This window comes from Magnetospirillum sp. WYHS-4, assembly GCA_039908345.1.
In the GTDB taxonomy this organism is placed as follows: Bacteria; Pseudomonadota; Alphaproteobacteria; order Rhodospirillales; family GLO-3; genus JAMOBD01.
In genome coordinates, this window is record JAMOBD010000025.1 from 16325 (window position 1) to 41174 (window position 24850).

Below are 24850 nucleotides of genomic sequence, written 5' to 3' on the forward strand. Positions count from 1 at the left end.
GGAGCGACCATGGAAATCCTGCTGCAGATCCACGAACCCGGCGAATCCCCCGCCCCCCACGAAGGGACCGAGGCCCTGGCGGTCGGCATCGATCTGGGCACCACCAATTCCGTGGTCGCCATCGCCCGCGACGGCAAGACCGAGGTGCTGCGCGGCCCCGCCGGCGACGCCTTGGTGCCTTCGGTGGTCTATTACGCCCCGGACGGCGCGGCGACGGTGGGCGAGACGGCGCGCGAGATGCTGCTGGACGCCCCCGAGCGGGTGGTGAGTTCCATCAAGCGTCTGATGGGCCGGGGCGTCGAGGATCTGAAGGCCCTGGCCGGCACGCTGCCCTTCGACGTGGAACCGGCGCCCGCCGGGGCCAACAAGATGGTGCGCCTCAACGTGGCGGGCCATCGCCTGACGCCGGTGGAGATTTCGGCCGACATCCTGAAGGCCCTGAAAGCACGGGCGGAGGACATGCTGGGCCAGACGGTCGAAAAGGCGGTGGTCACCGTGCCCGCCTATTTCGACGACGCCGCCCGCCTCGCCACCAAGGACGCCGCCCGCTTGGCGGGGCTTGAGGTGCTGCGCCTGGTCAACGAACCCACCGCCGCCGCCCTGGCCTACGGTCTGGACAAGGAGACCGAAGGCGTCTACGCGGTCTACGATCTGGGGGGAGGAACCTTCGACATTTCCATCCTGCGCATGGAAAAGGGGGTCTTCCAGGTTCTGGCCACCGGCGGCGACGCGGCCCTGGGCGGCGACGATTTCGACCATGCCCTGGCCGAGCACTTCCTGCAGGAGCGCGCGGCCCGCTTGGGTGCGGCGACCATCACCACCGCCGAGGCCAAGACCGCCCTGATGACGGCCCGTGTCGCCAAGGAATGCCTGTCGGCCTGCCAGAAGGGCGAATGGATGCTGGACGTGGGCGGCCAGCCGACCCGCCACGGCATGGAAAGGTCCGGTTTCGAGCACCTGATCTCCCCCTTTGTCGAACGCACGGTCAAGCTCTGCCGCGACGTGCTGGAGGATGCGGGACTGGAACCGGCCGAGGTCCATGGCGTCGTCCTGGTCGGCGGTTCCACCCGTGTACCGATGGTACGCCGCGCGGTGCACGACCTGTTCGGCCGCAAGCCTCTGGCCGACATCGATCCGGACGAGGTGGTGGCGGTCGGCGCCGCCTTGCAGGCCGAGGCCCTGACCCGGGGGTCCGATACCCTGCTGCTGGACGTGACGCCGTTGTCGCTGGGGCTGGAGACCATGGGCGGGCTGGTGGAAAAGATCATTCCCCGCAACACCCCGATTCCGGTCGCCAAGGCCCAGGAATTCACCACCTTCAAGGACGGCCAATCCGCCATGGCGGTGCATGTGGTGCAGGGCGAGCGCGAGATGGTCGACCAGTGCCGCTCGCTGGCCCGCTTCGAATTGCACGGCATCCCGCCCATGACGGCGGGGGCGGCGCGCATCCGCGTCGCCTTCCAGGTGGACGCCGACGGCCTGCTGACGGTTTCCGCGCGCGAGGAATCCACCGGCATCGAGCAGCAGGTGGAGGTCAAGCCCTCCTACGGCCTGTCGGAAGACGAAATGAGCAAGATGCTTTACGACAGTCTCAAGCACGCCAAAGAGGACATGGAAGCCCGCCTGCTCACCGAGGCCCGTGTCGAGGCCCGGCGCGTGGTCAACGCGGTGGCCGCCGCCCTGCAGGCCGACGGCGACCTGCTGGCCGGCGCCGAGAAGGCCCCGATCGAAGCCGCCATGGCGAAACTGGAAGCCGCCATCGCGGGTCCGGATCGCGATGCCATCAACGGCGGGGTGGAAGCCCTGGACGTGGCCACCCGCGATTTCGCCCAGCGCCGCATGGACCGCGGCATCGCCAAGGCCCTCACGGGGCACAAGGTGGACGAGTTCGGAAGCTGACCGGCGACCGTCTTGATTCGGGACGGGGTAAGTGGTTCTCTGGCGTCCGGTTGCCGGATTAGCTCAGCTGGTAGAGCATCTGATTTGTAATCAGAGGGTCGCGGGTTCGAGTCCTGCATCCGGCACCAATATTTTCAATGATGCCGTCTCCGGCCGGTCCCGGTCGCCTGTTCCTTATGGCCAAAAAAAGCCGGGCCACGAGGGCCCGGCGAGTCCAACAGGGAGGTTTTTCGTCGCGAGGACGAAGGGGCCGGTACCGCAACGGGAGGAAGACGGTGCGCGGTCCCCGTCGACCGTGCGGCAAACATGGGGCGTTGCTGCACGGCAACATGTGTATTTTCTAATATACGCATATACAAACCGCAAGAGCTTTTTTCACCGGTCTCCCCTCCCGCCGTTGGCCTGGGCGGCCCGGGCGTTGCGGACCAGACGGTCCCGCCCGGTCCGTTTGAGCGGCGAGCCGGCGAAGACCTCGCGGAATCCTCCGTCGTCAAGGTCGATCAGGTCGGCCAGCCGGGGCGCCAGAAGCTCGGCACGGGGAAGGAAGGCCTCCTCGCGGGCCGGGCGGGCGAACTTGTTCCACGGACAAGCGGCCAGGCATTCGTCGCAGCCGAAGACGCGGTTGCCCAGGCGCGCCGCCAAATCCGGCGGAATTTCCCCCTTGTGTTCGATGGTCAGATAGGAAATGCAGCGCCGGGCGTCGATTCGTCCCGGATGGTGGGGATCGAGGGCACCGGTCGGGCAGGCCTTGACGCAGCGGTCGCAGAACCCGCAGCGATTGGTCTCCGGCGCGTCGGCCGGCAATTCAAGGGTGGTGAAGACCTCGCCCAGGAACAGCCAGGAGCCGAACCTGCGCGACACCAGATTGGTATGCTTGCCCTGCCAGCCCAGGCCGGCCCGCGCCGCCAGGGGCTTTTCCATCACCGGAGCGGTGTCGCTGAAGACCTTGACCTCGCAGGGCCAGCGTTCCGCCATCCAGCGAGCCAGCCGTTTGAGCCGCGTCTTCATCACGTCGTGGTAGTCGCGGCCCCGGGCATAGAGGCTGACCGCTCCCCGGTCCGGCTGGCGCAACACCGCCAAGGGATCGCCGCCCGGCATGTAGTTCAGACCGAGGACCACCACCGAGCGCGCCTCGGGCCACAAGGCCTGGGGCGAGGCCCGCCGGTCGGCGTTGGCGGCCATCCAGTCCATGCCGCCGTGACGGCCTTCCGCCAGGTAGGCGGCCAAACGGCGCCCGTCCTCGGGATCGGCGGCGGAGGAGGCGAAGCCGACGGCGTCGAAGCCCATAGCGAAGGCCTCCTCGCGGATCGCCTCCCTGGCTTCCATCAGGCGCCGCGCAAGGGCCGCATGCGGTCGAGCAGCCCGTCCTTCAGCCGGTACTGGTGGCGCAGCGCCGCCGCCACATGGGCGACGAACAGGACGGCCAGCACCCAGCCGAAGGCGCTGTGCATGGTCTCCATGGCCTTGTGCAGGGCCTCGTTCTTTTCCACCAGGGTGGGCAGCACCAGACCGAAGACGGAAACCGGCCGGCCCCCGCTCTGGGACATGACGATGCCGCCCACCGGCAGGCCGACCATCAGGACGTAGAGCAACGCATGCCCCGCCTTGGCGGCCAGGCGCTCGACCGGACCGAGGCCGCCCGGCAGGTCGGGAACGGGACGCAAGGCCCGCCAGGCCAGGCGTGCCGCCACCAAGGCCAGAACGACGACGCCGATGGCCTTGTGCAGGCCGAAGACCTGGGCCCGATAGTCGCCCTTGGGCAGGCCCTCCATCCAATGGCCGAGGATCCAAAGGCCGACGATCAGGGCGGCGATCAGCCAATGCAGGCCGATCATCATGCCATCGTAGCGGGCGGGCGCGGCGGGCTCGTTCATGGAGCGATCTCCTTGAGGGTGACAGGGCCGTTCCATGCTGCCGCCCGGGGGCTGAACGGCGGCTGAACGTTATCCGGAGCCCCGCAGGGTTTCCAGCACGAAGACGCGGATGGCTCCCGACAGGCTGCCGCTCCGGTCCGCGTCGACCTCGGCGATCAGGTCGTTGAGGGACAGGCCCCGCCGGACGGCGATCTCCTTCAGTCCTTGCCAGAAGGCGTCCTCCACCGAAACGCTGGTGCGATGCCCGCTGAGCAGCACGGAACGCTTGCGAAGGGTCGTCGGAGGCATGGCGTCCATCTCGGGTCGGGGGTTGACGGCGCTTCCCGGCAAAGTGCCCCCTTATCGCACGATTCCAGTGGCCGGAAATCAAGTTTCGCCCCTTCAGGAATCGTGAGACGCGTGTTATATGTCCCGACCTATCAACAAAGTCTCGCCACATTCAGGTGGCAGACGAGGGAAACCGGTCATCACTCTCAACGGGAGGAATATCGAAATGAATCGTTCCATTCTTCGCGCGGGCCTCGCCGCCCTGGCCGTCGTCGTCGCCGCGGGCCTGGTCGTGCCCGCCGCCCTCGCCGACGGGCCCGCCGACATCGTCGACAAGCGCATCAAGCAGATGAAGAAGATGCGCACCGCCATGACGGGCATGAAGCAGGTGGTCGCCGAGTCCGCCCTCGACAAGGCCAAGGCCGAAGACTTTTCCAACACCGTCGCCACCGAGAGCAAGGTCGTCGTGACCCTGTTCCCCGCCGGCTCCAACGTGGCGCCGACCGAAGCGCTGCCCGCCGTCTGGGACAAGCCGGCCGACTTCAAGGCCGCCGCCGACAAGGCCACCGCTGCCGCCGATGCCATGCTGGCCGCCGCCAAGTCGGGCGACATGGGCAAGGTCAAGGAGACCTACGAGGCCATGCGCAAGGCCTGCGACGGTTGCCACGACAATTTCCTGAAGAACTAGGCCCGCTCGACATTCCGGCCCGGCCTTTCCGCCAAGCGCCTGAGACCTTGGTGGGAGACCGGGCCGGATTTCGGTTGCGCGCCCGCCCCATGATGGGGCACCTTTCAGCGACGGGTCGGCTGAGGGGACCGAGATGACATGCGCGTCCTGATAGCGGATGACCATTCCATCGTTCGCAGCGGCTTGAAGCTGCTGCTCGCGGAACTGGCGGACGACGTGACCGTCGTCGAGGCCACCACCTTCCCGCAGGCCCACGAAGCCGCCGAGGGAACGGAGGCCTTCGACCTTGCGGTGGCGGATCTGCGCATGCCCGGCTTCGCGGGTCTCGACAGCCTGACGGAACTGGCCGACAAACTGGCGCCGGCTCCGGTGGTGGTCTTTTCCATGTACGAAAATCCGGACGAGATGCGGGCGGTCCTGGGTTCCGGGGTCAAGGCCTTCATTCCCAAATCGACCGACGACGGCCTGATCGTCAGCATCCTGCGCCTGGTGCTGGCCGGGGGAACCTACGTGCCGCCGGTGCTGGGCGGCATCGGCGCGGCCACCGCCATCCCCGCCATTTCCGCCATGGCGCCGGCCGCCGCGCCGCCGGGCGCGCTGGCCAACCTGACCCGCCGCCAGCAGCAGGTGCTGGGCCTCCTGGCCCAGGGGCTGTCCAACATGGAAATCGGCCGGCGGCTGGGGTTGAACCTCAGCACGGTGAAGACCCACGTCACCGGCATCCTCAAGGCCCTGGGGGTGGAAAACCGCACCCAGGCCGTCCTGGCGTTGCGCGAGATGGGACGCGAGGATTAGGGGGAATGTCGGTGCCGGGGATTCCCGGCGCCGTTCGGAATGCCCCTCAGGGACCATAACAACGATTGCTTACGAATACATAAGGCGCGAATAAGTCGATTTAGTGTCGTATCATGACGGGGCCCGTGGGTATTTATATCAATGTACCGCCTTGTCTCCCCTCATGCTTTACGGCTTAATCTCCTTCTGCGGAGAGGCGAGCGGACATTTCCGTTTCGCTTGCTTTGGGGTGGAGGTAATACATGGCTCCGAGGGATGGCTGGTTCGACGTTGGCGATGGCGGAACAACGGGGCGGCTCTGTCTTCTCGCCCTGGAACCCCGCATGATGTTCGACGCCGATTCCCGGTCCGACGTCTCGGGAGCCCTGGCCGAGGCGCCGCCGTCGGCGTCCGAGCGCAAGGAAGTGGCTTTCGTCGATACGTCCCTTGCCGATTGGCAGACCTTGGCGAACGGCCTGCGCGCGGGCATCGAGGTTATACAGATCGACGGTGGCCAGAGCGGCCTGGCGCAGATGGCCCAATGGGCCGCCACCCATTCCGGCTACGACGCCATCCATATTCTTTCCCACGGGTCGGAAGGCCAAATCGCCATTGGCACCGACATCCTGAACGATGCCAGCCTTTCTTCCCCGGTGGCACAGGCCGGGCTTACGGTTCTGGGGCAAGCCCTGAACGGGGAAGGCGACATCCTGGTCTATGGTTGCGACGTGGCAGGGGGGGCCGACGGCCTTTCCTTCATTGGCCGGCTGGCGGCCGCCACAGGCGCCGACGTCGCCGCTTCCGACGATATCACCGGCGCCAGCGGTGACTGGGTTCTGGAAGGAACTAGCGGAACGGTCGCGACGGAAACCGGGCTCACGGCCGCCACTCAAGTCGTTTACAGCCATGACCTGTTGAGCGTGAACCTTGGTTTCGGGGGAACGTCGAGCGACACGGCGTCGGCCATCACGGTGGACAGCTCCGGTAACATATACGTCACCGGCACCTTCGAGGGCACGGTGGACTTCGATCCCAGTTCCTCCGTTTCCAGTTTGACCAGTGCCGGCGGCGCGGATGTCTATGTGCTGAAACTGACGTCGGCCGGCGCCCTTTCGTGGGCCAAGTCCATTGGCGGCACATCCGGCGAAGGCGTTAACGGGATCGCCGTCGACAGTTCCGGCAACGTCCACGTCACCGGCTTTTTCCAGGACACCGCGGATTTCGATCCCAGTGCGGGAACCTCGAATCTGACCAGCGCGGGCTCCTACGACATGTTCGCGTTGAAGCTGTCGTCGACCGGCGCCCTGTCCTGGGTCAAATCCGCCGGCAGTACGGGGGCCGACAACGGCAACGGCATTGCCGTGGATAGTTCCGGCAACGTCTATATCGCCGGGTATTTCTCGAATACCGTGGATTTCGATCCCGGGGCGGGAACCACGAACCTGGCCAGCGCCGGCGGTTACGATATTTTCATCCAGAAGCTTGATGTGAACGGCGATCTGGTCTTTGCCAAAGGCATGGGCGGGGCCAGCGACGATATCGCCAAGGCCATTGGGGTGGACGGTTCCAGCAACATCTACACGACCGGATCCTTCCTCGGCACGGCGGATTTCGACCCGAGCGGCGGAACCAGCAACTTGACGAGCGCGGGCGGGTCCGACGTCTTCATTCACCAGCTCGCCGCGGCCGGCGGGCTTGGCTGGGTCAAGCAGGTCGGCACGACATCGAGCGAAACAGGCCGTGCCATCGCGGTCGTCGGTTCCAACGTGTATACAGCCGGCGAATTCCTGGGCACGGTCGATTTCGATCCCGACGCGGGAGACACCAGCCTGACCAGCAGTGGCAGCGCCGACATCTTCGTCCAGAAGCTCGCCACCGCCAACGGCGCTTTAGCCTGGGCCAAGAACATGGGCGGGACAGGCTACGACACGGGCCTGGGCATCAGCGTGGACGGTTCGGGCAACGTTTACACCACCGGGTATTACAGCGGCACCGCGGATCTGGATCCCGGTGCCGGAACGTCCAACGTGACCAGCGCGGGGAGCGAGGACGTCTTCGTCTCGAAGCTTGATTCGACCGGCGCCATTGCCTGGGGCAAGTCCCTGGGCGGGACATCCAGCGATTATGGCTTCGGCATCGCAGCGGACAGTTCCGGCAACGTCTACACCACCGGCTTTAGTGGCGGTTCCGCTGACTTCGATCCCGGAGCCGGAACCTTCAACCTGCTTCCATTGGGCAGCAACGACGTCTTCATTTCCAAGCTCACATCGGCCGGCGCCCTTCCCACCCTGACCTCGGAAACCCTGGAAAACGGGAAGCTGCGGTTCGGCACCGGAAGCGAAGCCTCGGTCAACAGCAAGGGCACGCTGCAACAGCCCTTCTACTACAATACCGCCGCGACAGCGTACCGTAAGCTCACCTACAGCACCAATCCCATGAACTACGCCATCGGGTTGGGTGGGGATGGGACCAATACGTTCAACAGCAATGGGACGACGATCAACTCGGACGCGGATGCGGCCGCGACGACCTGGTCCAATCTGAATGTCGACACAACCGGATTCACGGCCACGTCGGGGAACGTGGGCTACGGGACCATCATCGTCACAGGTAGGTTGTCCATCGGCGGGTCGATCATCGACGTGGAAAACAAATACGAGTTGGGCCAGACCGCCAACTTCGTCAAGATCACCTCCAAGGTCACCAACAATACCGCCGGCGCCCTCGCCAACATCCGCTATTGGGTCGGCACGCGGGATGACTGGATCGGCACGACGGATAGTCCGACCAAGACGCGCGGCAATGTAACGGATTCCGGGGCGACGTTCGCGGCCGTCGGCAGCGCTGCGACCCAGTCGAACGGCATCCGCATTTCGTCGGGCACGGAAATCGTCCAGTTCTATTCGGACTCGGCCAGCGCCTACACGGTCCTGAATGCGACCCTTGGCTTTTCCAACGTCATCGGCCAGAATCCCACCACCTCGGCCACTTCCATGACCGGAGACAATTCCTACGGCATGTTCGTGCGCATGAGCGACCTGGCCGCCGGGGCCAGCGATAATTTCGTGTGGTATTACAAGGCGGCCACCCTCTCCGACTTCGGGGTCTCCACCACCACGACCGCCCCCACGCCGCCCGTCAACAACCCCGCCCCGCCGCCTCCGCCTCCGACCAGCTTGCCGGGGGGCTTGACGGGTGCCACCGGCGGTGTCTCGGTGACCAGCGGGCTGGCGGTTTCGGGTTCCACCATCAGCCTGGGCGGGCCGGGCGGGATGGCCGCCACGACCGCCAACATTGGCGACAGCGGTACCCCGGTGACCGCCGCGACGGCAAGCTTTGGCGCGCCCACCGGCGGACTGGCGACGGTCGCCCCCGTCCAGGGCAACTTGGGATCGGTCAGCGCCATCGAGGGACGCACGCCGGTCACGGCGGCGCTTTCTTCCCTGGGCGGACCGACGGGCGGTTTCGGGGGCGGCCTGGCCAGCGCGCCTTCCGGCTTCGGCGGTTTCGGAGGCGGTTTGACCGGCGCGCCTTCTTCCGGCTTCGGCGGCCTGGGCGGCGCTTCCGGCGGTATCGGCGGGGGACCGGGCGGCTTTGGCGGCGGCCTGGGCGGCGAACGGACGGGCCCCGGTCCCGAGGGCCGCGAAGGACCCCGGCAACTGGAAGGGCCGGGGGAAGGCCAGCCGACGGCGCCGACCGGCGGAAACGTCCAGGGTTCCCTGGAACCGGCGGCACGTCCGGGCCTGTCCCGGCAGATCGCGCTGTGGCACGGTCGGGGGGATGTGACGGCCGGATTGATCGCGGAGGCTTTGCGGGATCATGTCCTGCCCGCCGCGTGACGTGGATTCCTGAAATTTCTGATCGTGTCTTCGAGAGGGGAAAAGCTTTGATGATATCGTTCGGTTCGAGGGGTTCCTTGCGCAGGGTGTGCCTGACCTCGTTGATGGCTTTGATGGCTGCCGGGTGCTCTCTGTCGCCGGTACCGTTCACCGATGAGGAAACCGGGGCCCGGGTCGCGGCCGACCGCCTCAACATGTTCGACAACCAGGAAAAGGTCGCCGAGGCGATCTCCCTCGAGGAGGCAACGGCGCGGGCGATCAAGTACAACCTGGACTACCGGCTGAAGTTGATGGAAAAGGCGGTGGCCCTGGAAGAGGTCGATCTCTCCCATTACAGCCTGCTGCCGCAGGTGGCCGCGGATGCCGGATACAATTACCGCGACAACGACGACGGCACCCAGACGGTTCCCGGGGGTACGCCATCGATCACCAAGGAGCGCGTCCACAACACGGCCGGCCTGACGGCCACCTGGAACGTGCTCGACTTCGGCATCAGCTACATCCGCGCCAAGCAGCAGGCGGATATGTCGCTGGTGGTCGAAGAGCGCCGCCGCCAGGTGGTGCACAACATCGTCAAGGAAGTGCGTGCCGCCTTCTGGCGGGTGGCGGCGGCGGAGCGCAACCTGCCGCGCCTGGAGACCCTGCTGGAACGGGTGCGCGGCGCCCAGAGGAATTCCGAGAAGCTGCTGTCCGAAGGGCTCGGCAAGCCGTCCGACCACCTGAACTACCAGAAGGACCTCCTCGACACGCTGTCCCAGCTCGAAGTGACCAAGCGCGACCTTCAGGCGGCGAAGACGGCCCTCGCGGCCTTGATGAACCTGCATCCGGGAGCCAAGTTCACCGTGACGGTCGACGAGGCCACGGTGGGCGATCCCTTGTCTTTCCAGGCGTCCGTGGAGCGGATGGAGGACGTCGCGCTTGCCAACCGTACGGAAATGCGTGGCGAAGCCTACCAGACCCGCGTCTATGCCCAGGAATCGAAGATCGCCATCCTGCGCATGCTGCCGGGTCTCAGCTTCTCGGGCGGCCTGAAGTATGACGACGACCATTACCTCTTGAACAGCAGTTGGAAGACCATGGGCGTGTCGCTCGCCTGGAACCTGCTCAATGTCGTCAAGTTGCCGGCCGCGCTGGAACTGGCCGAGAAGCAGGAGGAACTTTCCAACGTCCGGCGCATGGCTCTCAACATGGCGGTGATCAGCCAGGTCCACGTTTCGGGGCTGAAGTATGCGTCCTCGGTCCAGGAATATGCCCTGGCCCGCAAGCGCTTCGAGGTCGAGGACCGGCTGCGCGCGCAGTCGGCGGCGGCCAAGTACGCCCAGCGGGGCGGCGAACTCAACGAAATCCAGAACGAAGTCCGCTCCCTGCAGGCCCGCCTGCGGCGCGATCTCGCCTATGCCAGCGTTCAGGAGGCCTACGGCAGCTTGTTCGCCACCATGGGCCTCGACCCCCTTCCCCAGGCCATGAGCGACCATTCCCTGGCGGCGGTGAAGACCGAACTGGGGAAGACCTTCAATTCCTGGCGGACCGGCAAGTTCGGCAAGGGCTCGTAGGGAAGCGGAGCGGGCATGGGGAGCAGGGGCGCGCTTTGTATCGTCGCCGCGGTTCTGGCATCCTCGGCCGCGAACGCCCAGGGACATCGTGATCCCGGTCCGCCCACGGACCGGGATTTCGTCGTCCGGGCCATGGTGACCGCTCCCAACAAGGCCCTGCTTTCGGCTCTGATCTCGGCCCGGGTCCTTGGCGTGTCCAAGCGCGTCGGCGAGACCTTCCGCCAAGGCGAGACCCTGGTATCCTTCGACTGCATTCCGTTCGAAGCCCGGTTGGCGGCTGCCCGGGCTGGCGTCTCGGGAGCCGAGACCACGCTGGAATCGACGACCCGCATGTTCGACCTTCGCTCGGTGGGCAAGCACGACGTCGACCTGGCCAAGGCGGCGGTCCAGAAGGCCAAGGCCGAGGCGGCGATCCAGGACCACGACGTCCGCAATTGCAAGGTCGCCGCCCCCTACGACGGCCGGGTCACGGATCGCAAGGTCGGGCCGCACGAAACCGTGAAGGCGGGCGATCCGTTGTTGAGCGTTCTCGACCACCGGGAACTTGAATTGGAACTGCTGGTCCCGTCGTCCTGGCTGCGTTGGCTGAGGCCGGGCACCGCTTTCTCGGTAACGCTCGACGCCACCGGCCGGGGCTATCCCGCCGAAATCGTCCGGACCGGCGCCCAAGTGGATACCGCCAGCCAGTCCGTCCAGGTTTTCGGCCGTTTCAAAGGTGCGGCGGAGGACGTTCTCAGCGGCATGAGCGGCGACGTGGCCTTCCCGTCCCAGCCGCCGATGGAGCGGCGATGAGCGATACTCAGGTCTTCGGGCTGTTCATCGACCTGGAAGCCGAGGCGCGCGCCGCGGTCTCCGAGGAGGCCCTGATCTTTCATATTATCAACGGGACCCGCCGCCTGGTCGCGTGCCGGCAGGCCCTGGCCGTGGCCCTGGGACCGGACCATCGCCCCGAGGTCAAGGCGGCCGCCAACGTGGCGGTGGTCGATCGGCGCTCGCCCTTCCTGCAATGGTTCGAAACCGGACTTTCGCATCTCGCAAGGGACGGCGGCCTGCATCGGACGCGGATCGTCGCCGGCGGGGACTTCCCCCCGGAAACCGCCGGGGCGTGGCATGACTGGTGCCCGTCGCAGGCTCTCTGGATTCCCCTCAAGGGGGCGGAGGAGACTCTGCTCGGCGGGCTATGGCTGGCCAGGGACGAACCTTGGCAGGAAGCTGAACAAGCCCTCCTGTCGCGGCTTGGGGGGTGCTACGGCCATGCCTGGGAAGCGCTCGCCCTGCGTTCCGGCCGCCGGTCGGGGGGCAGGCCGCGCCGCCACGTCATCGGCGGCGCGTTGCTGGCCGCGGCGATTCTAGTCCTGGCGGTCCCGGTCCGTCAGTCGGTTCTCGCGCCGGCCGAGGTGGTGGCCGAGGTGCCCCATGTCGTCGTGGCTCCTCTGGACGGCGTGATCCGCAGCGTCTTCGTGCGGCCGAACCAGCCCGTGGCCCAGGGAGAAGCCTTGTTCGCCATGGACGATACCAGCCTCCGGGCGGAGGCGGAACTGGCCCGCCGGGCCCTCGATCTCGCCCGTGCCGAACTGGACAAGGCCCGGCAGGGGGCGTTTCTCGATGCCCGATCGAAGGCCGAGGTCGATGTGCTCGGCGAACGGGTCCGTTTGCGCAAGGCCGAGGTTTCCTACGCCGACGAGCGCCTGGCAAGAATTACCGTGCGGACGGAGGTGGCCGGCGTCGCCATCTTCTCCAGCGATCAGGACTGGATCGGCAAGCCGGTCCGTACCGGCGAAAGGGTGATGACCGTCGCCGCCCCGGAAAAGGCGGCGCTTCGCATCGACCTTGCGGCGGAGGACGCCATCGATCTGCCCCAAGGCGCCGGGATCTCCCTTTTCCTTGGAACGGCCCCCCTGTCGCCGGTCGCGGCGGAGTTGGTGCGGATCAGCTATGAAGCCCGCCCCTTGCCCAACGGAACCATGGCCTTCCGCCTGGACGGGCGTTTCGTCGATGCGGATCGCCCCCGCATCGGCCTCAGGGGAACCGCAAAGGTTCACGGCCGGCCGGTTCCCTTGATCCTTTTCCTTTTCCGCCGTCCGCTTGGGGCGTTGCGGCAACTGCTGGGGGTTTAGATGGCCGCGGCGCTTTCCGCCACCAAGCATCCCCCGCTTCCACACCTGCGCGAGGACGTCGCACTGTTCCAGGGATGCGACGATACCGCCGGAGCACCGACCTGGCTGCTTTACGACCCCCTGCGCCATCGCTATTTCCGGATCGATCGCCTCGGTTTCGAGATGCTGGCACGCTGGGGCGAGGGAGAGGGGCGGAAGTTGTTGCGGAAGGTCCGGGAACAGACCTTCCTTCTTCCCCAGGAAGAGGACTTGTCGACCCTGATCGCCTTTTTGCGGCGCAACTGTCTGGTCGACGTTCAGGGCCCGTCCGCCGCCGCGGCCTTCCTGGAAATCCGGAACGCGGGCCGGGAGAAGTGGTATTCCTGGCTTCTCCATCGCTACCTGTTCATCCGGGTGCCGATCCTGCGGCCACAGCGGCTTCTCGATGCCGTCGCGCCCTGGGTCGCGCCCCTTTATTCCCCCGCCGCCCTCTGGAGTCTGGTCCTTCTGACCCTGACCGGCCTTTATCTTGCGGGACGGCAATGGGAGACCTTCGTTTCGACCTTCACGGCCTTCGGGACCTGGGAGGGGCAGGTGGCCTTGGCGGTTGGACTGGCGGTATCCAAGCTCCTGCACGAGTTCGGCCATGCCCTGACGCTGCATCGCTTCGGCGGCCGGGTCCCCACCATGGGAGTGGCCTTCCTGGTCATGCTTCCCGTCCTCTATACGGACACCAGCGACAGTTGGCGCCTGCGTTCCCGCCGCCGGCGCCTGGCGGTCGGCGCCGCCGGCATGGCCGCCGAACTGGGACTGGCCGGTCTCGCGCTGTTGCTGTGGAGCTTCGCGCCCGACGGCGGCGCCAAGGGGGCTCTGTTCGTCCTGGCGACGACGGTCTGGGTCGCGACCCTGTCCATCAATGCCAGCCCGTTCATGCGCTTCGACGGCTATTATATCCTCAGCGACTACCTCGACATCCCGAATTTGCAGGATCGGGCCTTCGCCTTGGCACGCTGGCACCTGCGGGAGTTCCTGTTCGGCCTGGGGGAAGCTCCACCCGAACGCTTCCCCATGGGCCGGCGGCGGATGCTGCTGGCCTACGCCTATGCGACGTGGCTCTATCGCCTCGTGCTGTTCCTGGGCATTGCGCTGCTGGTCTATCACTTCTTCTTCAAGCTTCTGGGCATTATTCTATTTGGGGTCGAAATCTGGTATTTCGTCACGCGCCCCATCGCCCTGGAACTTCGACGGTGGTGGACCCGCCGGGAGCGGCTGCGTTGGACTCCCGCCAGTTTTCGGAGCCTCGTCCTCTTGGCTTGCCTGATCGCCGGCTTGGCCTTTCCCTGGCGTGCCACGGTGTCCGTGCCGGCGGTGTTGAACGCCGCGGGGCGGATGGAGGTGTTTCCACCCGTTCCCGCCCGGATCGAGGAAATCCTCGTTCCGCCGGAAGGAACGGTGGCCGAGGGGCAGGCGATCTACCGCCTCGCCTCCCCCACGCTCCGGTTCGAACTGGAGCAGGCAACCCACGAACTGGCCCTCGCCCGCATCCTACAGGATCAGGTAGCGGTGACGCGGGACCGCGCTCAGGACACCGGCGTGGCTCGGCAGGAAATGATCCGCCTGGATGCCAAGATCCGTGGGATCGAGTCCCGGATGGCGCTGTTGACCCTTGCCGGAGCCTTCGACGGGCGTCTGGCCGACGTGCCGGACTTCCTGCGTCCGGGATTATGGGTGAACGAATCGACGAGCCTTGGGGTTGTCGTCGCGGATGGGGGGGCGACCCTGACGGCCTATGCCCAGCAGGAGGATTTGGAAGCCCTCGAGGCCGGAGCGGACGTGACCTTCTTTCCGGACGATCCGCTCGGCCGGGCCCTTTCGGGGCGGGTGGGCGAGATTTCTCCGGTCGCGACAGAACAACTCGCGGACAGGCTCCTGGCCTCGGTTCACGGCGGCCCGGTCGACGTTCTGCGGGGGGAAGACGGGGCCTTGCGGTCCGTCGCGGCCATCTACCGGATTACGGCGGCCTTTTCGGATCGGACGGTCGCCCGACAGACCCGGGGCGTTGCAAGAATCGACGGCGTGCCGCGCAGCCTGCTATCGCGCTTCCTGCGCGGTGCCGCCGTCGCCTTGGTCCGGGAAAGCGGCTTTTGATGTCAATCGAGAAGGGAACGGGGAATGCGAAGCATGGGTAATCACCTCGGAAGGGTGGCGGCACTGGCCGTGGCCATCGCTTGGTCTTTTGCGGCCTATGCGGGCGGCAAGGAGCAGGGATCGGGGGCGGAGGGACCCGCCTCGCTGGTCATCACCATCGACGGACTGAACAAGGGCCAGACCTTGTCGGTCGGCATCGAAATGCCGGTCGGCGAACCGCGGATGGACGTCATCACCTTATCTCCGGGAAATAACCGCATGACCTTCCCCGCCGCGAAGGCCGCGGGAGCCCCCTCGGCGCCGAGGGCGAAGGCTTCGGCCGGTCCCCGGAAGCAAAAGGCCGCGGAGAAGCCGCCGGCTGTCGTGAAAACCCCAGAACCTCCTTCTCCCAAGATCGCGGCCGAGGAACCCCGGCAACCGGTTCCCGTTGCGCCGGAACCGGCCGTCCAGTCGGTTTCCGCCCCCGAGCCCGCACCGGCCAAGTCCACCATGCCGGCTCCTCCGCCTTCGGTTCCGGAACCCGCGCGGGCTTCGGTCGCGCCGGCCATTCCGGCCTCGACCGCGGACGGAGCCGGGTTTCGCGACTGTCCGGAGTGTCCGTCCATGGTGATGGTTCCCGCCGGCACCTTCGTTCTTGGGGCGGGCGATCCGATCGAGGAGGTCCGCAAGCTTCCCGTCCCCATCGTCAGGCCTTTCGCCGCCGGGCGTTTCGAGGTCACTTACGGCGAATGGTCCGCCTGCGTCCGGGACGAAGCTTGCGGAGCCCATGTGCCGAAGCCCGACGAGGGCGACCGGGTTCCCGTGACCGGCGTGAACTTCGGCGATGCGAAGCGGTACGTCCAATGGCTTTCGGGCAAGACGGGCAAGACCTATCGGCTGCCGACCGAGGCGGAATGGGAATATGTGGCGCGGGCCGGGACCGGCACGGCCTTCTGGTGGGGTGACTCGCCCCAGAAGGGCAAGGCCAATTGCGTGGGCTGCGGCAGCGTCTGGGATGGCAGGAAGGCCGCCCCGGTGGGTTCCTTCGCGCCCAATCCCTTCGGCGTTCACGACACGGCGGGCAACGTCTGGGAATGGGTCGAGGATTGCTTCGAGGCCAACGCCTACGAAACCCACAAGGACTATCCGTCCGCAGTGAAGGGCGGAGGATTCTGCGACCGCGTGCTGCGCGGCGGCGGCTGGGACATCGGCCCGACCGCGATCCGCTCCACCTTCCGCTTCGGGGCCGATCCGCAGAACCGCTTCAATTTCTACGGCTTCCGTGTTGTCCGGGATTAGCCTAAGGCGGTCATATCGTCTGTTAGCGCCATTGCGAGGCGGATGCCTTGGAGCTATGATTGCCGCCATGCTTTTCAAAGCTTCCGGTAACGGGGACATCCTGCGGCTGGGCTTCGCGGCCCTGCTGTTGGGCGTTCTGTTTCTGGTTCTGCCGGGCCGGGCGGAGGCTCACGACCACGGCAATCACGGCCATGGTGCGGCGATGGCGGACGAGCAGGCCATGCCGGCCGCTTCCCCGAAAGGCGACCTTGATGGCCACTGCGGCGGACAGGGCGACGGCTGCTGTTGCGTCACGGCTTATTGCCACGCGCCGCTGCTGACCGAACGGGCGGCCGTGGCCCTTCCGATTCCGCTGGCCCTCGTTCTCCCCTTGCCGACCGAGGCCGGCCTTCGCGCCCTCGCCGACGAGGGGCCTCCGCCTCGACCCCCGCGCGCCTGACGCATCCGGCCGCCCATCGGCGGCTTTCGGAGCTTTGCGTCATCGGCTGATCGCGGGGAGTTGCTTTCATGATCCGTAAGATCCTTTTCGGCACCGCGCTGGCGGTGTCGGTCGCCGCCTGTCCGGGTGGCGCCCTGGCCCATTCCGGCCACGACCACGGGGCTCCGGCGGCGCCCCCTCCCCCGGCGACCGAGGCGCCCGGTTTCGGCGGGGAGGGGTTCGCCTTCCAGGCCGTGCTGGTACCCGAGGTGGAGCGAACGCTTTTGTATCTGGCCGGCCTGGACGACAACGCGCCCGTCGCCGGTGCGGCCATCGCGGCGGAAGCCGGGACCTGGAAGGGCCGGGCCGAAGCGACGGCGGCCGAAGGCGTCTACCTCCTGGCCTGGACACCACCGCCCGAAGGCGCCGCCGTGACCTTGACGGTGGCGGCGGACGGGCGCGACGACCTCCTCCTGGTGGCCGAGGTCAAGCCCCTATCGCCGGCTGCCGCATCCCCGGGCGCCGTGGCGCCGGTCGAACACTGGCGCCACTGGGTGGGCGGCGGCGGCATCGCGCTAGCCGTCTTGGCGGCTCTCGCGTTTCTGGCCCGGCTGTTCCGTGGCCGGGGAGCGGTAGCCCTGCTGGCTCTATTCTGGGCGACGTCGGCGGCGGCCCATTCCGGCCACGACCACGGCACGCCCGAGACGACGGTTCCTTCCGTCCAGGCCGGCCGCTCCTTCGCCATGTCCAAGGCGACCCAATTCCTGCTGGGCATCCGTACGGTCCGGGTGGAACCCCGCGAGGCGGCCGAGACCCAGCGGGTGGTCGGCCGGGTTGTTCCAGACCCCGCCGGCTATGCGCGGGTGCAGTCATCCCAGCCGGCGCGGGTGGTGGTCGATCCGTCCTTCGCCTATCCGGTACCTGGCCAGAAGGTGACGCGGGGCGACGTGCTGCTGGTCCTGGAGCCGACGTTGACATCTCTGGAGCGCAGCGAGAAACGCGGTGCGCTCTATCGCACCGAAAGCGAGATCGCCCTCCTGGAACGGGAACTCGGCCGTCAGGAGGCCCTGGGAGGCGTGGTGGCCGCCAAGACCGTCGAGGCCAGCCGCATCCGCCTGGAACAACTGCGCAAGGAGCGCGGCCAGATCGCCGGCACGGCGCTGGGCCGCGATCTGGTGGCGGCACCGGTCGACGGGGTGGTGACCGACGTCCACGTCGTGCCGGGCGAGGTGGTGACGCCGGACCGCGTGCTGGTGGAAATCGTCGACCCCACCCGTCTGCGGGTTGAAGCGGTGATCCACGACCTGGCGGTCGCGGACCGGGTGACCGGCGCCACCGCGGCCACCCGGCTGTTCCCCGACCGGACCTTTCCCCTGGAACGGCTGGGGGCGAGTCCGAAGATCGACTCCGCCGACCACGGCATCCACATGCATTTCCGGGTGGCGGAGGGCCAAGCCGACGGCCTCAGGATCGGCCTGCCGGTCGACGTCCACTTGGCGGTCGGATCGACGCGGCTCCGTCTGGCTGTGCCGCGCGAGGCGGTCGCGGAGGTCGGGGGCCGCCCGGTCGTCTTCATCCGGGTGGGGCCGGAAGCCTTCGTGGCCCGGCCGGTCGGCGTGGGCCGGGTGGTCGGGCCGATAGCCGAGATCGAGGACGGCCTTTCCCCCGGCGAGCGCGTGGTGGTGCAGGGCGTCCAGCAACTTCGGGCGGCGAGGTAGACCATGTTCGACCGTATCATCGAATTCTCGCTACGGAACCGGCTGTTCGTCCTGGCCGTCGCCTGCGCTCTCCTGGCCTATGGCGGCTTCGCCCTGCAACGCCTGCCGGTCGACGTCTTTCCCGATCTGAACCGGGCCACGGTGACCGTGATGACGGAGGCGCGCGGTCTGGCCCCCGAGGAGGTGGAGGCCCTGGTCACCCGGCCGGTCGAAACCGCCATGAACGGCGCCCCCGGCGTGATGCGGGTGCGGTCCAGTTCCGGCGTCGGGCTGTCCATCGTCTTCGTCGAGTTCGACTGGGGCACCGACATCTATCGCAACCGCCAACTGGTCGCCGAACGCCTGGCGACCGTCAGGGAACGCCTGCCGGCGGGCATCCTGCCCGTCATGGGGCCGGTCAGTTCGATCATGGGCGAGATCCTGCTGGTCGGCATGCGCTCGGAATCCGGATCCACCCCATCCATGGAAGTCCGAACCTTGGCCGACTGGCTGGTGCGGCCACGCCTTTTGTCCATTCCCGGCATCGCCCAGGTGATCCCCATCGGCGGCGAGGTGCGCCAGTATCAGGTTCTGGTCTCGCCGGCCCGCCTGTCGGCCCTGGGGCTGTCCTACGCCGACCTGGAAAAGGGCCTGGCCGGATTCGCCCGCAACAGCACGGGCGGCTTCCTGGAACAGCGGTCCAGCGAATTCCTGATCCGCAATATCGGCCAGACCACCCGCATCGAGGATCTGCGCGACACGGTGATCGCTTGGCACGGCGAGGCCTCCGTCACCGTGGGCCAGGTGGCTGAAGTCCGCCTGGGCGCGGCGGTCAAGCGCGGCGATGCCGCGGTGAACGGCAATCCGGCGGTAATCCTCGCGGTGCAAAAGCAGCCGGGCGCCGATACCATCGCCCTGACCCGGGCGGTGGAAGCGGCACTGGAGGAGTTGAAGCCGGCGCTGCCGCCCGACGTGACGGCGGACCGCATCCTGTTCCGCCAGGCCGACTTCATCGAACGCGCCGTCGCCAACGTCTTGGAAGCCCTCGGGGACGGCGCCATCCTGGTGACCCTGGTTCTGTTCGCCTTCCTGCTCAACCTGCGTACCACCTTCATCAGCCTGACCGCCATTCCCTTGTCGATAGTGGCCACCGCCCTGGTCTTCCAGGCCTTGGGTCTGACCATCAACACCATGACCCTGGGCGGGCTGGCGGTGGCCATCGGCGAACTGGTCGACGACGCGGTGGTCGACGTGGAGAACATCCTCCGCCGCCTGCGCGAGAACGCCCGCCTGCCCAGTCCCCGTCCGGCCTGCGACGTGGTGCGGGCGGCGTCTTCCGAGGTGCGCAACTCCATCGTCTACGCCACCGCGATCGTGGTGCTGGTGTTCCTGCCGCTGTTCGCCCTGTCGGGCATCGAAGGCCGGCTGTTCACCCCGCTGGGCATCGCCTACGTGGTGTCCATCCTGGCCTCGCTGCTGGTGTCGCTGACCGTTACGCCGGTGCTCGCCTATTACCTGTTGCCCAAGGCCCGCGCCGTGGCCCACGGCGATTCCTGGCTGGTGCGCGGGCTCAAGGCGGGAGACCGCCGGCTGCTGCAGTGGTCCTTCGCCAATCCGGTGCTGGCGATCGGTCCCGCGGTGCTGCTGGCGGTCGCGGCGGCGGCCTCGGTCCCCTTCCTGGGCCGCGCCTTCCTGCCGGCCTTCAACGAAGGCACGGTGACGGTCAACGTCCTGCTGCCGCCCGGGACCTCGCTGTCGGAATCGAATCGCATCGGCACCATCGCCGAGACTCTGTTGCTTGGCGTTCCCGAAGTCGCCTCGACGGGGCGGCGCACCGGGCGGGCCGAGCTGGACGAGCACGCCGAAGGCGTCCACTACAGCGAGATCGACGTGGACCTGAAGCCGTCGGCGCGCGGCCGGCAGGCCATCCTGGCCGACCTGCGCGGGCAGTTGGCGCGGCTTCCCGGCGTTTCGGCCAATATCGGCCAGCCCATCTCGCATCGTCTCGATCATCTGCTGTCGGGGGTGCGGGCCGAGATCGCGGTCAAGATCTTCGGCGACGACCTGGATGTCTTGCGCGGCTTGGCCGAGGAGGTTCGCCGCCGCATGGCCGAAGTGCCCGGCATCGTCGACCTGCAGGTGGAAAAGCAGGTGCTGATCCCGCAGCTACAATTGCGCCTGGACCGCGCGGAGGCTCGCAAGTTCGGCCTCACCCTGGACCAGTTGACCGAAACCTTGGAAGCTGCATTGCAGGGCCGCGTGGTGTCCCAGGTCCGCGATGGGGAGCGGACCTTCGACGTGGTTCTGCGCTTAGCCGATGACTGGCGGGCCCGCACGGCCGACTTCCGCCAAATCCTGGTGGACACGCCGTCCGGCAAGGTGCCCCTGGCGCTGCTGGCCGAGGTGGTGGAAACCAAGGGCCCCAACATCATCAACCGCGACGACCTGCGTCGCCGTATCGTGGTTTTGGCCAATACCCAGGGTCGTGACATGGGCGGCGCCGTGGCGGATGTCCAGGCGCGCCTGGCCGGCTTGGCGCTGCCGCAGGGCACCTTCCTCGCCTACGAGGGCCAGTTTCGCAGCCAGCAGGAGGCCAGCCGTCTGATCGGTCTGCTGGCCCTGGTCTCGCTGGGTGGCGTCTTCGTGGTCCTCTACGGCCATTTCCGCTCCGCGGCCTTGGCCCTGGTGGTCATGGCCAACGTGCCCATGGCGCTGGTGGGCAGCGTCGCCGCCGTCTGGCTGACCGACCAGACGCTCAGCGTCGCCACCCTGGTTGGCTTCGTCACCCTGACCGGCATCGCGGCGCGCAACGGTATCCTCAAGGTGTCCCACTACCTCAACCTGATGGCCCGCGAAGGCGAGTCCTTCGGCCCCGCGATGGTGATCCGGGGCTCCCTCGAACGCCTGACGCCGGTGCTGATGACCGCGTTGGTGGCGGCACTGGCCCTGCTGCCCCTGGTGATGGCGGGGGGCGCGCCGGGCAAGGAGATCCTCCACCCGGTGGCGGTGGTGATCTTCGGCGGCCTGCTGTCCTCGACCCTGTTGGACAGCCTGGTGACGCCTGTCCTGTTTCTGTGGGCCGGCCGCAAGGCGGCCCTATCCCTCTCGCAAGGCAAGGAGAAATGACATGAGGAAGTTCGCGATTGCGGCCGCGCTGCTGCTGGCCGGACAGGCGCAGGCCCATGGCCCCATGGCCCCCGCCTACGGCGGTCAGGTCGTCGAGGTGGGCAATGCCTGGCGCATCGAATTCGCGGTGCGCGACGGCGGCATCCGGGTCTGGCTGCGCGATCATTCGGACGTGGCGGTGCCGCCTGCCCGGCTGGCCGGCAAGGCGACCTTGCTGGCCGGCGGGCGGCGGCTCGACCTGGCCCTGGCGCCCGACAAGGAGTTCTTGAAAGCCGATGCCGACGTCAAGGCGGCCGAGCGTCTGGCCGCCGTGGTGACCCTGGTCGTCGAGGGCCAGGCGGTGGCCGCTCGCTTCGAGCAGCCGCAACTGGCGATGCCCGCCCTGGGGCCGGCGACGCAGGCCGGCAAGGCGGTGTTCGACCAGATCTGTGCCGCCTGCCATGGCACCAGTCTGCGCGGCACCGACAACGGCCCGCCGCTGCTGCATCCCTTCTACGCCCCCGGTCATCACGACGATGCCATGATGGTGGCGGCGATCAACGTCGGGGCCAAGAGCCACCACTGGAAATTCGGCGACATGCCGAAGCCCGAGGGCGTCAAGCCCGGCCAGGACAAGGCGTTGGTGGCCTATATCCGGGCCGTGCAGGCGGTCAACGGCATCGCGCCGACGCCAGCCATGACCGGCGCCGGCGGCCATGCGGGGCATTGAAGCGGGGCTCCCCGGCGGCATAGACTGGAGGCCATCGAAGCAAGGGAGGCCGACATGCTGATTACCACCACCGACGGGGTCGAAGGGCGCCGCGTCACCGCTTACCTGGGTGTCGTCACCGGCGAGGCGGTGATGGGCACCAATGTCTTCCGCGACCTGTTCGCCGGCATCCGCGACATCGTCGGCGGGCGGTCCGGATCTTACGAGAAGGAACTGCGCAACGCCCGCGACATGGCCATGGACGCCATGGCCGAGCAAGCCCGCGACCTGGGCGCGGACGCCATCGTCGCCGTGGACCTGGACTACGAGACCATCGGCGGCGACCAGAAGTCGATGCTGATGGTCGTGGTCAACGGTACCGCGGTGAAGCTGGGCTGATCAGCCGTCGGCGTTGATGCGCTGGACCAGTTCGGCCAGCACCCGGTCGGCCTCGGCGTGCGGCACCCGGCAGGTGCCGGCGCCGGCATGGCCGCCGCCGCCGTATTCCAGCATCAGGGGGCCGATGTTGGTCTTCGAGGACCGGTCGAGGATCGACCTGCCCACCGCCAGGATGGTGCGCGGCCCGTCGTTTTCCTCGCGGGTCACCTGGATGGAGACCTTGGTCGCCGGGTTCAGGGCGTAGACCATGAAGCGGTTGCAGGCGTAGATGACCTTTTCCTTGCGCAGGTCGGTGACCACGACTTGGCCTTCGACCCTGGAGCAGCGGCGGAGTTGGTGCTCCGACGGTTCGTCGTGTTCGATGTAGGTGTGGATGCGCTCGACGATGTCCGGAAGTTCCAGGATTTCCTTCACCGAGTGGCGCTGGCAGTAGATCATCAGGTCGCGCATCATTTCATCGTTGGGGACGCGGAAATTCTTGAAGCGTGCCAGACCCGTGCGCGGGTCCATGATGAAGTTGAGCAGCGTCCAGCCGGTGGGGGCCAGGATGTCTTCCTCGGTGTACTGGGCGGAATCGGCCTGGTCGACGGCATCCATCATCTCGCGCGAGATCAACGGGAAACCTTCGTGCCCGCCGTAGTAGTCGTAGATCACCCTTGCGGTGGATGGCGAATTGGGCTTGATGACGTGGTTGTGGTTGTCGCCCACCCGCGTCAGTTCGCTGACGTGGTGATCGAAGCAGAGGTGCACGGCGGCACAGTAGGGCAGGTTGGCGGTGATGTCGCCGCCGTCCACCGGCACGACCCCGTCCTGCATGTTCTTGGGCTCGGCGAACAAAACCTCGTTCACGAGGTTCAGTTCCATGAGAAGGCTGCCGCAGACGATACCATCGAAATCGGCGCGGGTGACCAAGCGGTACTTCTTTTCGCTCATGTGCCTATCGCGATCCCATCCCAGATCCTCGACGTCCCCATTCAAAGGCCGTCCGGATTGCCCTTGCGCACGGTGAACGTGGACGAAAGCTCCCCCTCCGGCGTGCGCATCTCGAAACGCCCATGGCCGGCATCCCGCACCTGGAAGCACTTCCGCATTCCCTTTCGGGTCTGTGCATACTGGCTGCAGTATTGCCCATCGGCCGTGACTTCCCAGGTGCCGCCATCCTGCCGGCCATCGAAGTTGACGATGACCAGCGTTCCGTCAGCCCTGAGGTGGAGTCGGAAGGGCTGCCCCTCGAAGCGCTTCAAGGCCGTCACGGCATCCAGGGTGTTGCCACCCAGCAGCGAACGCACCGCCGCGACGTCGAGCGCAGCCGACTCGGCCGCCAACGCCCCTTGCGCCGCGAACAAGACACCCGCCAAGACAGCCGGCAAACGGCTCGCCATGGGAAGCTTCCTCCTTCTCACCCGTCCGCTATAACCGAAATCCATCGCGAAGACGATGATATTCTTGCGTAACGTGGGTTTTTCCGGGGCGGCCCCGCGACCGAGGTAAGGAGCCTTGCAGGCATTGCACGGAGAAGCGATGGAGCCGGCTATTTATCACAGTATATAAAATGTAGAAAGAAAATTTCCACTTGAAACCACGGAAATCGCTTCCTATACGTATTTATGAAGATATGCATGCGTGGCCCCGGCTCGGGCCGCGCCAAAAGAAGGATATCGCACATGGATATGGTTTACGATCGGCTGGAATGCCGCGCCCAGGACGCCGCCGACCTCTTGCGGGCCATGAGCAACACCCACCGTCTCGCCATTCTTTGCCATCTGGCGAAGGGAGAGAAGTCGGTCGGCTGGCTGGCCGGCGCGTCGGGCATCGGGCAGTCGGCGGTCTCGCAGCACCTGTCCATTCTGCGGGCTCAAGGTTTGGTGAAGAGCCGGCGTTCGGCCCAGACCGTCTACTATTCCGTCGACGGTCCGGAGGTGCAGGCGATTCTCGAGGCGCTCTACAAAGTCTTCTGCGCCGGAGAATCGGCTTCGATACCGGAAGCCGCCTGAGGCGCCAGCATCTCCGGCCGATTGTCGGGGGTCCAACCCTTGAACGGTTCAAAAGCTTGACAAGCCGCCGCATGGGGGTAAGGCTGGCCCCGTCGCGTCGGCTTTTCGCGGC

Annotated in this window: 19 protein-coding genes, 1 tRNA gene and 1 pseudogene; 16 read left to right on the plus strand and 5 right to left on the minus strand. The window is 66.9% G+C overall.

The genetic code is table 11. From position 1 onward, the window contains the following. Positions 1-9 precede the first annotated feature (9 nt). Entirely contained in the window at positions 10-1899 is a 1890-nt protein-coding gene (gene hscA / locus H7841_08935; GenBank protein MEO5337005.1) for a Fe-S protein assembly chaperone HscA, read from the plus strand. Between the two features lie 52 nt (positions 1900-1951). Continuing rightward, positions 1952-2027, plus strand: a tRNA-Thr gene (locus H7841_08940). A gap of 247 nt (positions 2028-2274) precedes the next feature. On the opposite strand, the gene queG is transcribed toward H7841_08940, so the two are convergent. The 3 genes from queG to H7841_08955 form a co-directional block, all read right to left on the minus strand. After that, positions 2275-3186, minus strand: a complete 912-nt coding sequence (gene queG, locus H7841_08945) for a tRNA epoxyqueuosine(34) reductase QueG (GenBank protein MEO5337006.1) — start codon at positions 3184-3186, stop codon at positions 2275-2277. A gap of 38 nt (positions 3187-3224) precedes the next feature. Beyond that, positions 3225-3773 carry a cytochrome b gene (locus H7841_08950; GenBank protein MEO5337007.1) on the minus strand — a complete coding sequence of 183 codons (549 nt, stop codon included), beginning with the start codon at positions 3771-3773 and terminating at the stop codon, positions 3225-3227. A 69-nt stretch (positions 3774-3842) separates the two neighbouring features. Beyond that, positions 3843-4070, minus strand: a complete 228-nt coding sequence (locus H7841_08955) for a ribbon-helix-helix domain-containing protein (GenBank protein MEO5337008.1) — start codon at positions 4068-4070, stop codon at positions 3843-3845. Between the two features lie 196 nt (positions 4071-4266). On the opposite strand from H7841_08955, the gene H7841_08960 reads away from it, so the two are divergent. From H7841_08960 to H7841_09020, 13 genes and pseudogenes are all read left to right on the plus strand, one after another. Next, positions 4267-4728: a cytochrome c gene (locus H7841_08960; GenBank protein MEO5337009.1), complete on the plus strand. Its 462-nt coding sequence runs from the start codon at positions 4267-4269 to the stop codon at positions 4726-4728. A 138-nt stretch (positions 4729-4866) separates the two neighbouring features. Then, positions 4867-5523 (plus strand): response regulator transcription factor, encoded by a 657-nt coding sequence (locus tag H7841_08965; GenBank protein MEO5337010.1) that lies wholly within the window; start codon positions 4867-4869, stop codon positions 5521-5523. A gap of 326 nt (positions 5524-5849) precedes the next feature. Next, positions 5850-7649, plus strand: a pseudogene (locus tag H7841_08970) (DUF4347 domain-containing protein). 1778 nt (positions 7650-9427) lie between these two features. After that, on the plus strand, positions 9428-10894 hold the full coding sequence (locus tag H7841_08975; GenBank protein ID MEO5337011.1) for a TolC family protein: 1467 nt from the start codon (positions 9428-9430) through the stop codon (positions 10892-10894). Between the two features lie 15 nt (positions 10895-10909). Continuing rightward, positions 10910-11686, plus strand: a complete 777-nt coding sequence (locus tag H7841_08980) for an efflux RND transporter periplasmic adaptor subunit (protein ID MEO5337012.1) — start codon at positions 10910-10912, stop codon at positions 11684-11686. Further along, positions 11683-13011, plus strand: coding sequence for a hypothetical protein (locus H7841_08985; GenBank protein ID MEO5337013.1), 1329 nt, complete (start codon positions 11683-11685; stop codon positions 13009-13011). The genes H7841_08980 and H7841_08985 overlap by 4 nt, the downstream gene beginning before the upstream one ends. Next, entirely contained in the window at positions 13012-15138 is a 2127-nt protein-coding gene (locus tag H7841_08990; protein MEO5337014.1) for an HlyD family efflux transporter periplasmic adaptor subunit, read from the plus strand. A gap of 33 nt (positions 15139-15171) precedes the next feature. Beyond that, positions 15172-16416, plus strand: a complete 1245-nt coding sequence (locus H7841_08995) for an SUMF1/EgtB/PvdO family nonheme iron enzyme (protein MEO5337015.1) — start codon at positions 15172-15174, stop codon at positions 16414-16416. Between the two features lie 67 nt (positions 16417-16483). After that, positions 16484-16855: a hypothetical protein gene (locus H7841_09000; protein ID MEO5337016.1), complete on the plus strand. Its 372-nt coding sequence runs from the start codon at positions 16484-16486 to the stop codon at positions 16853-16855. A gap of 68 nt (positions 16856-16923) precedes the next feature. Continuing rightward, complete coding sequence (locus tag H7841_09005) at positions 16924-18552, plus strand: efflux RND transporter periplasmic adaptor subunit (GenBank protein MEO5337017.1); 1629 nt, start codon at positions 16924-16926, stop codon at positions 18550-18552. Positions 18553-18555: 3 nt separating this feature from the next. Further along, the gene (locus tag H7841_09010; protein MEO5337018.1) at positions 18556-21657 is read left to right on the plus strand and encodes an efflux RND transporter permease subunit; all 3102 of its coding nucleotides are present in this window, start codon (positions 18556-18558) and stop codon (positions 21655-21657) included. 1 nt (position 21658) lies between these two features. Then, positions 21659-22366: a cytochrome c gene (locus H7841_09015; GenBank protein ID MEO5337019.1), complete on the plus strand. Its 708-nt coding sequence runs from the start codon at positions 21659-21661 to the stop codon at positions 22364-22366. A 54-nt stretch (positions 22367-22420) separates the two neighbouring features. Next, positions 22421-22744: a heavy metal-binding domain-containing protein gene (locus tag H7841_09020; GenBank protein MEO5337020.1), complete on the plus strand. Its 324-nt coding sequence runs from the start codon at positions 22421-22423 to the stop codon at positions 22742-22744. On the opposite strand, the gene H7841_09025 is transcribed toward H7841_09020, so the two are convergent. After that, positions 22745-23677, minus strand: a complete 933-nt coding sequence (locus H7841_09025) for an exopolyphosphatase (protein ID MEO5337021.1) — start codon at positions 23675-23677, stop codon at positions 22745-22747. 41 nt (positions 23678-23718) lie between these two features. Continuing rightward, entirely contained in the window at positions 23719-24126 is a 408-nt protein-coding gene (locus tag H7841_09030) for a hypothetical protein (GenBank protein ID MEO5337022.1), read from the minus strand. Between the two features lie 288 nt (positions 24127-24414). Between H7841_09030 and H7841_09035 the strand changes: the two genes are divergently transcribed. Then, complete coding sequence (locus H7841_09035) at positions 24415-24738, plus strand: metalloregulator ArsR/SmtB family transcription factor (protein MEO5337023.1); 324 nt, start codon at positions 24415-24417, stop codon at positions 24736-24738. The last annotated feature ends 112 nt before the right edge of the window (positions 24739-24850 follow it).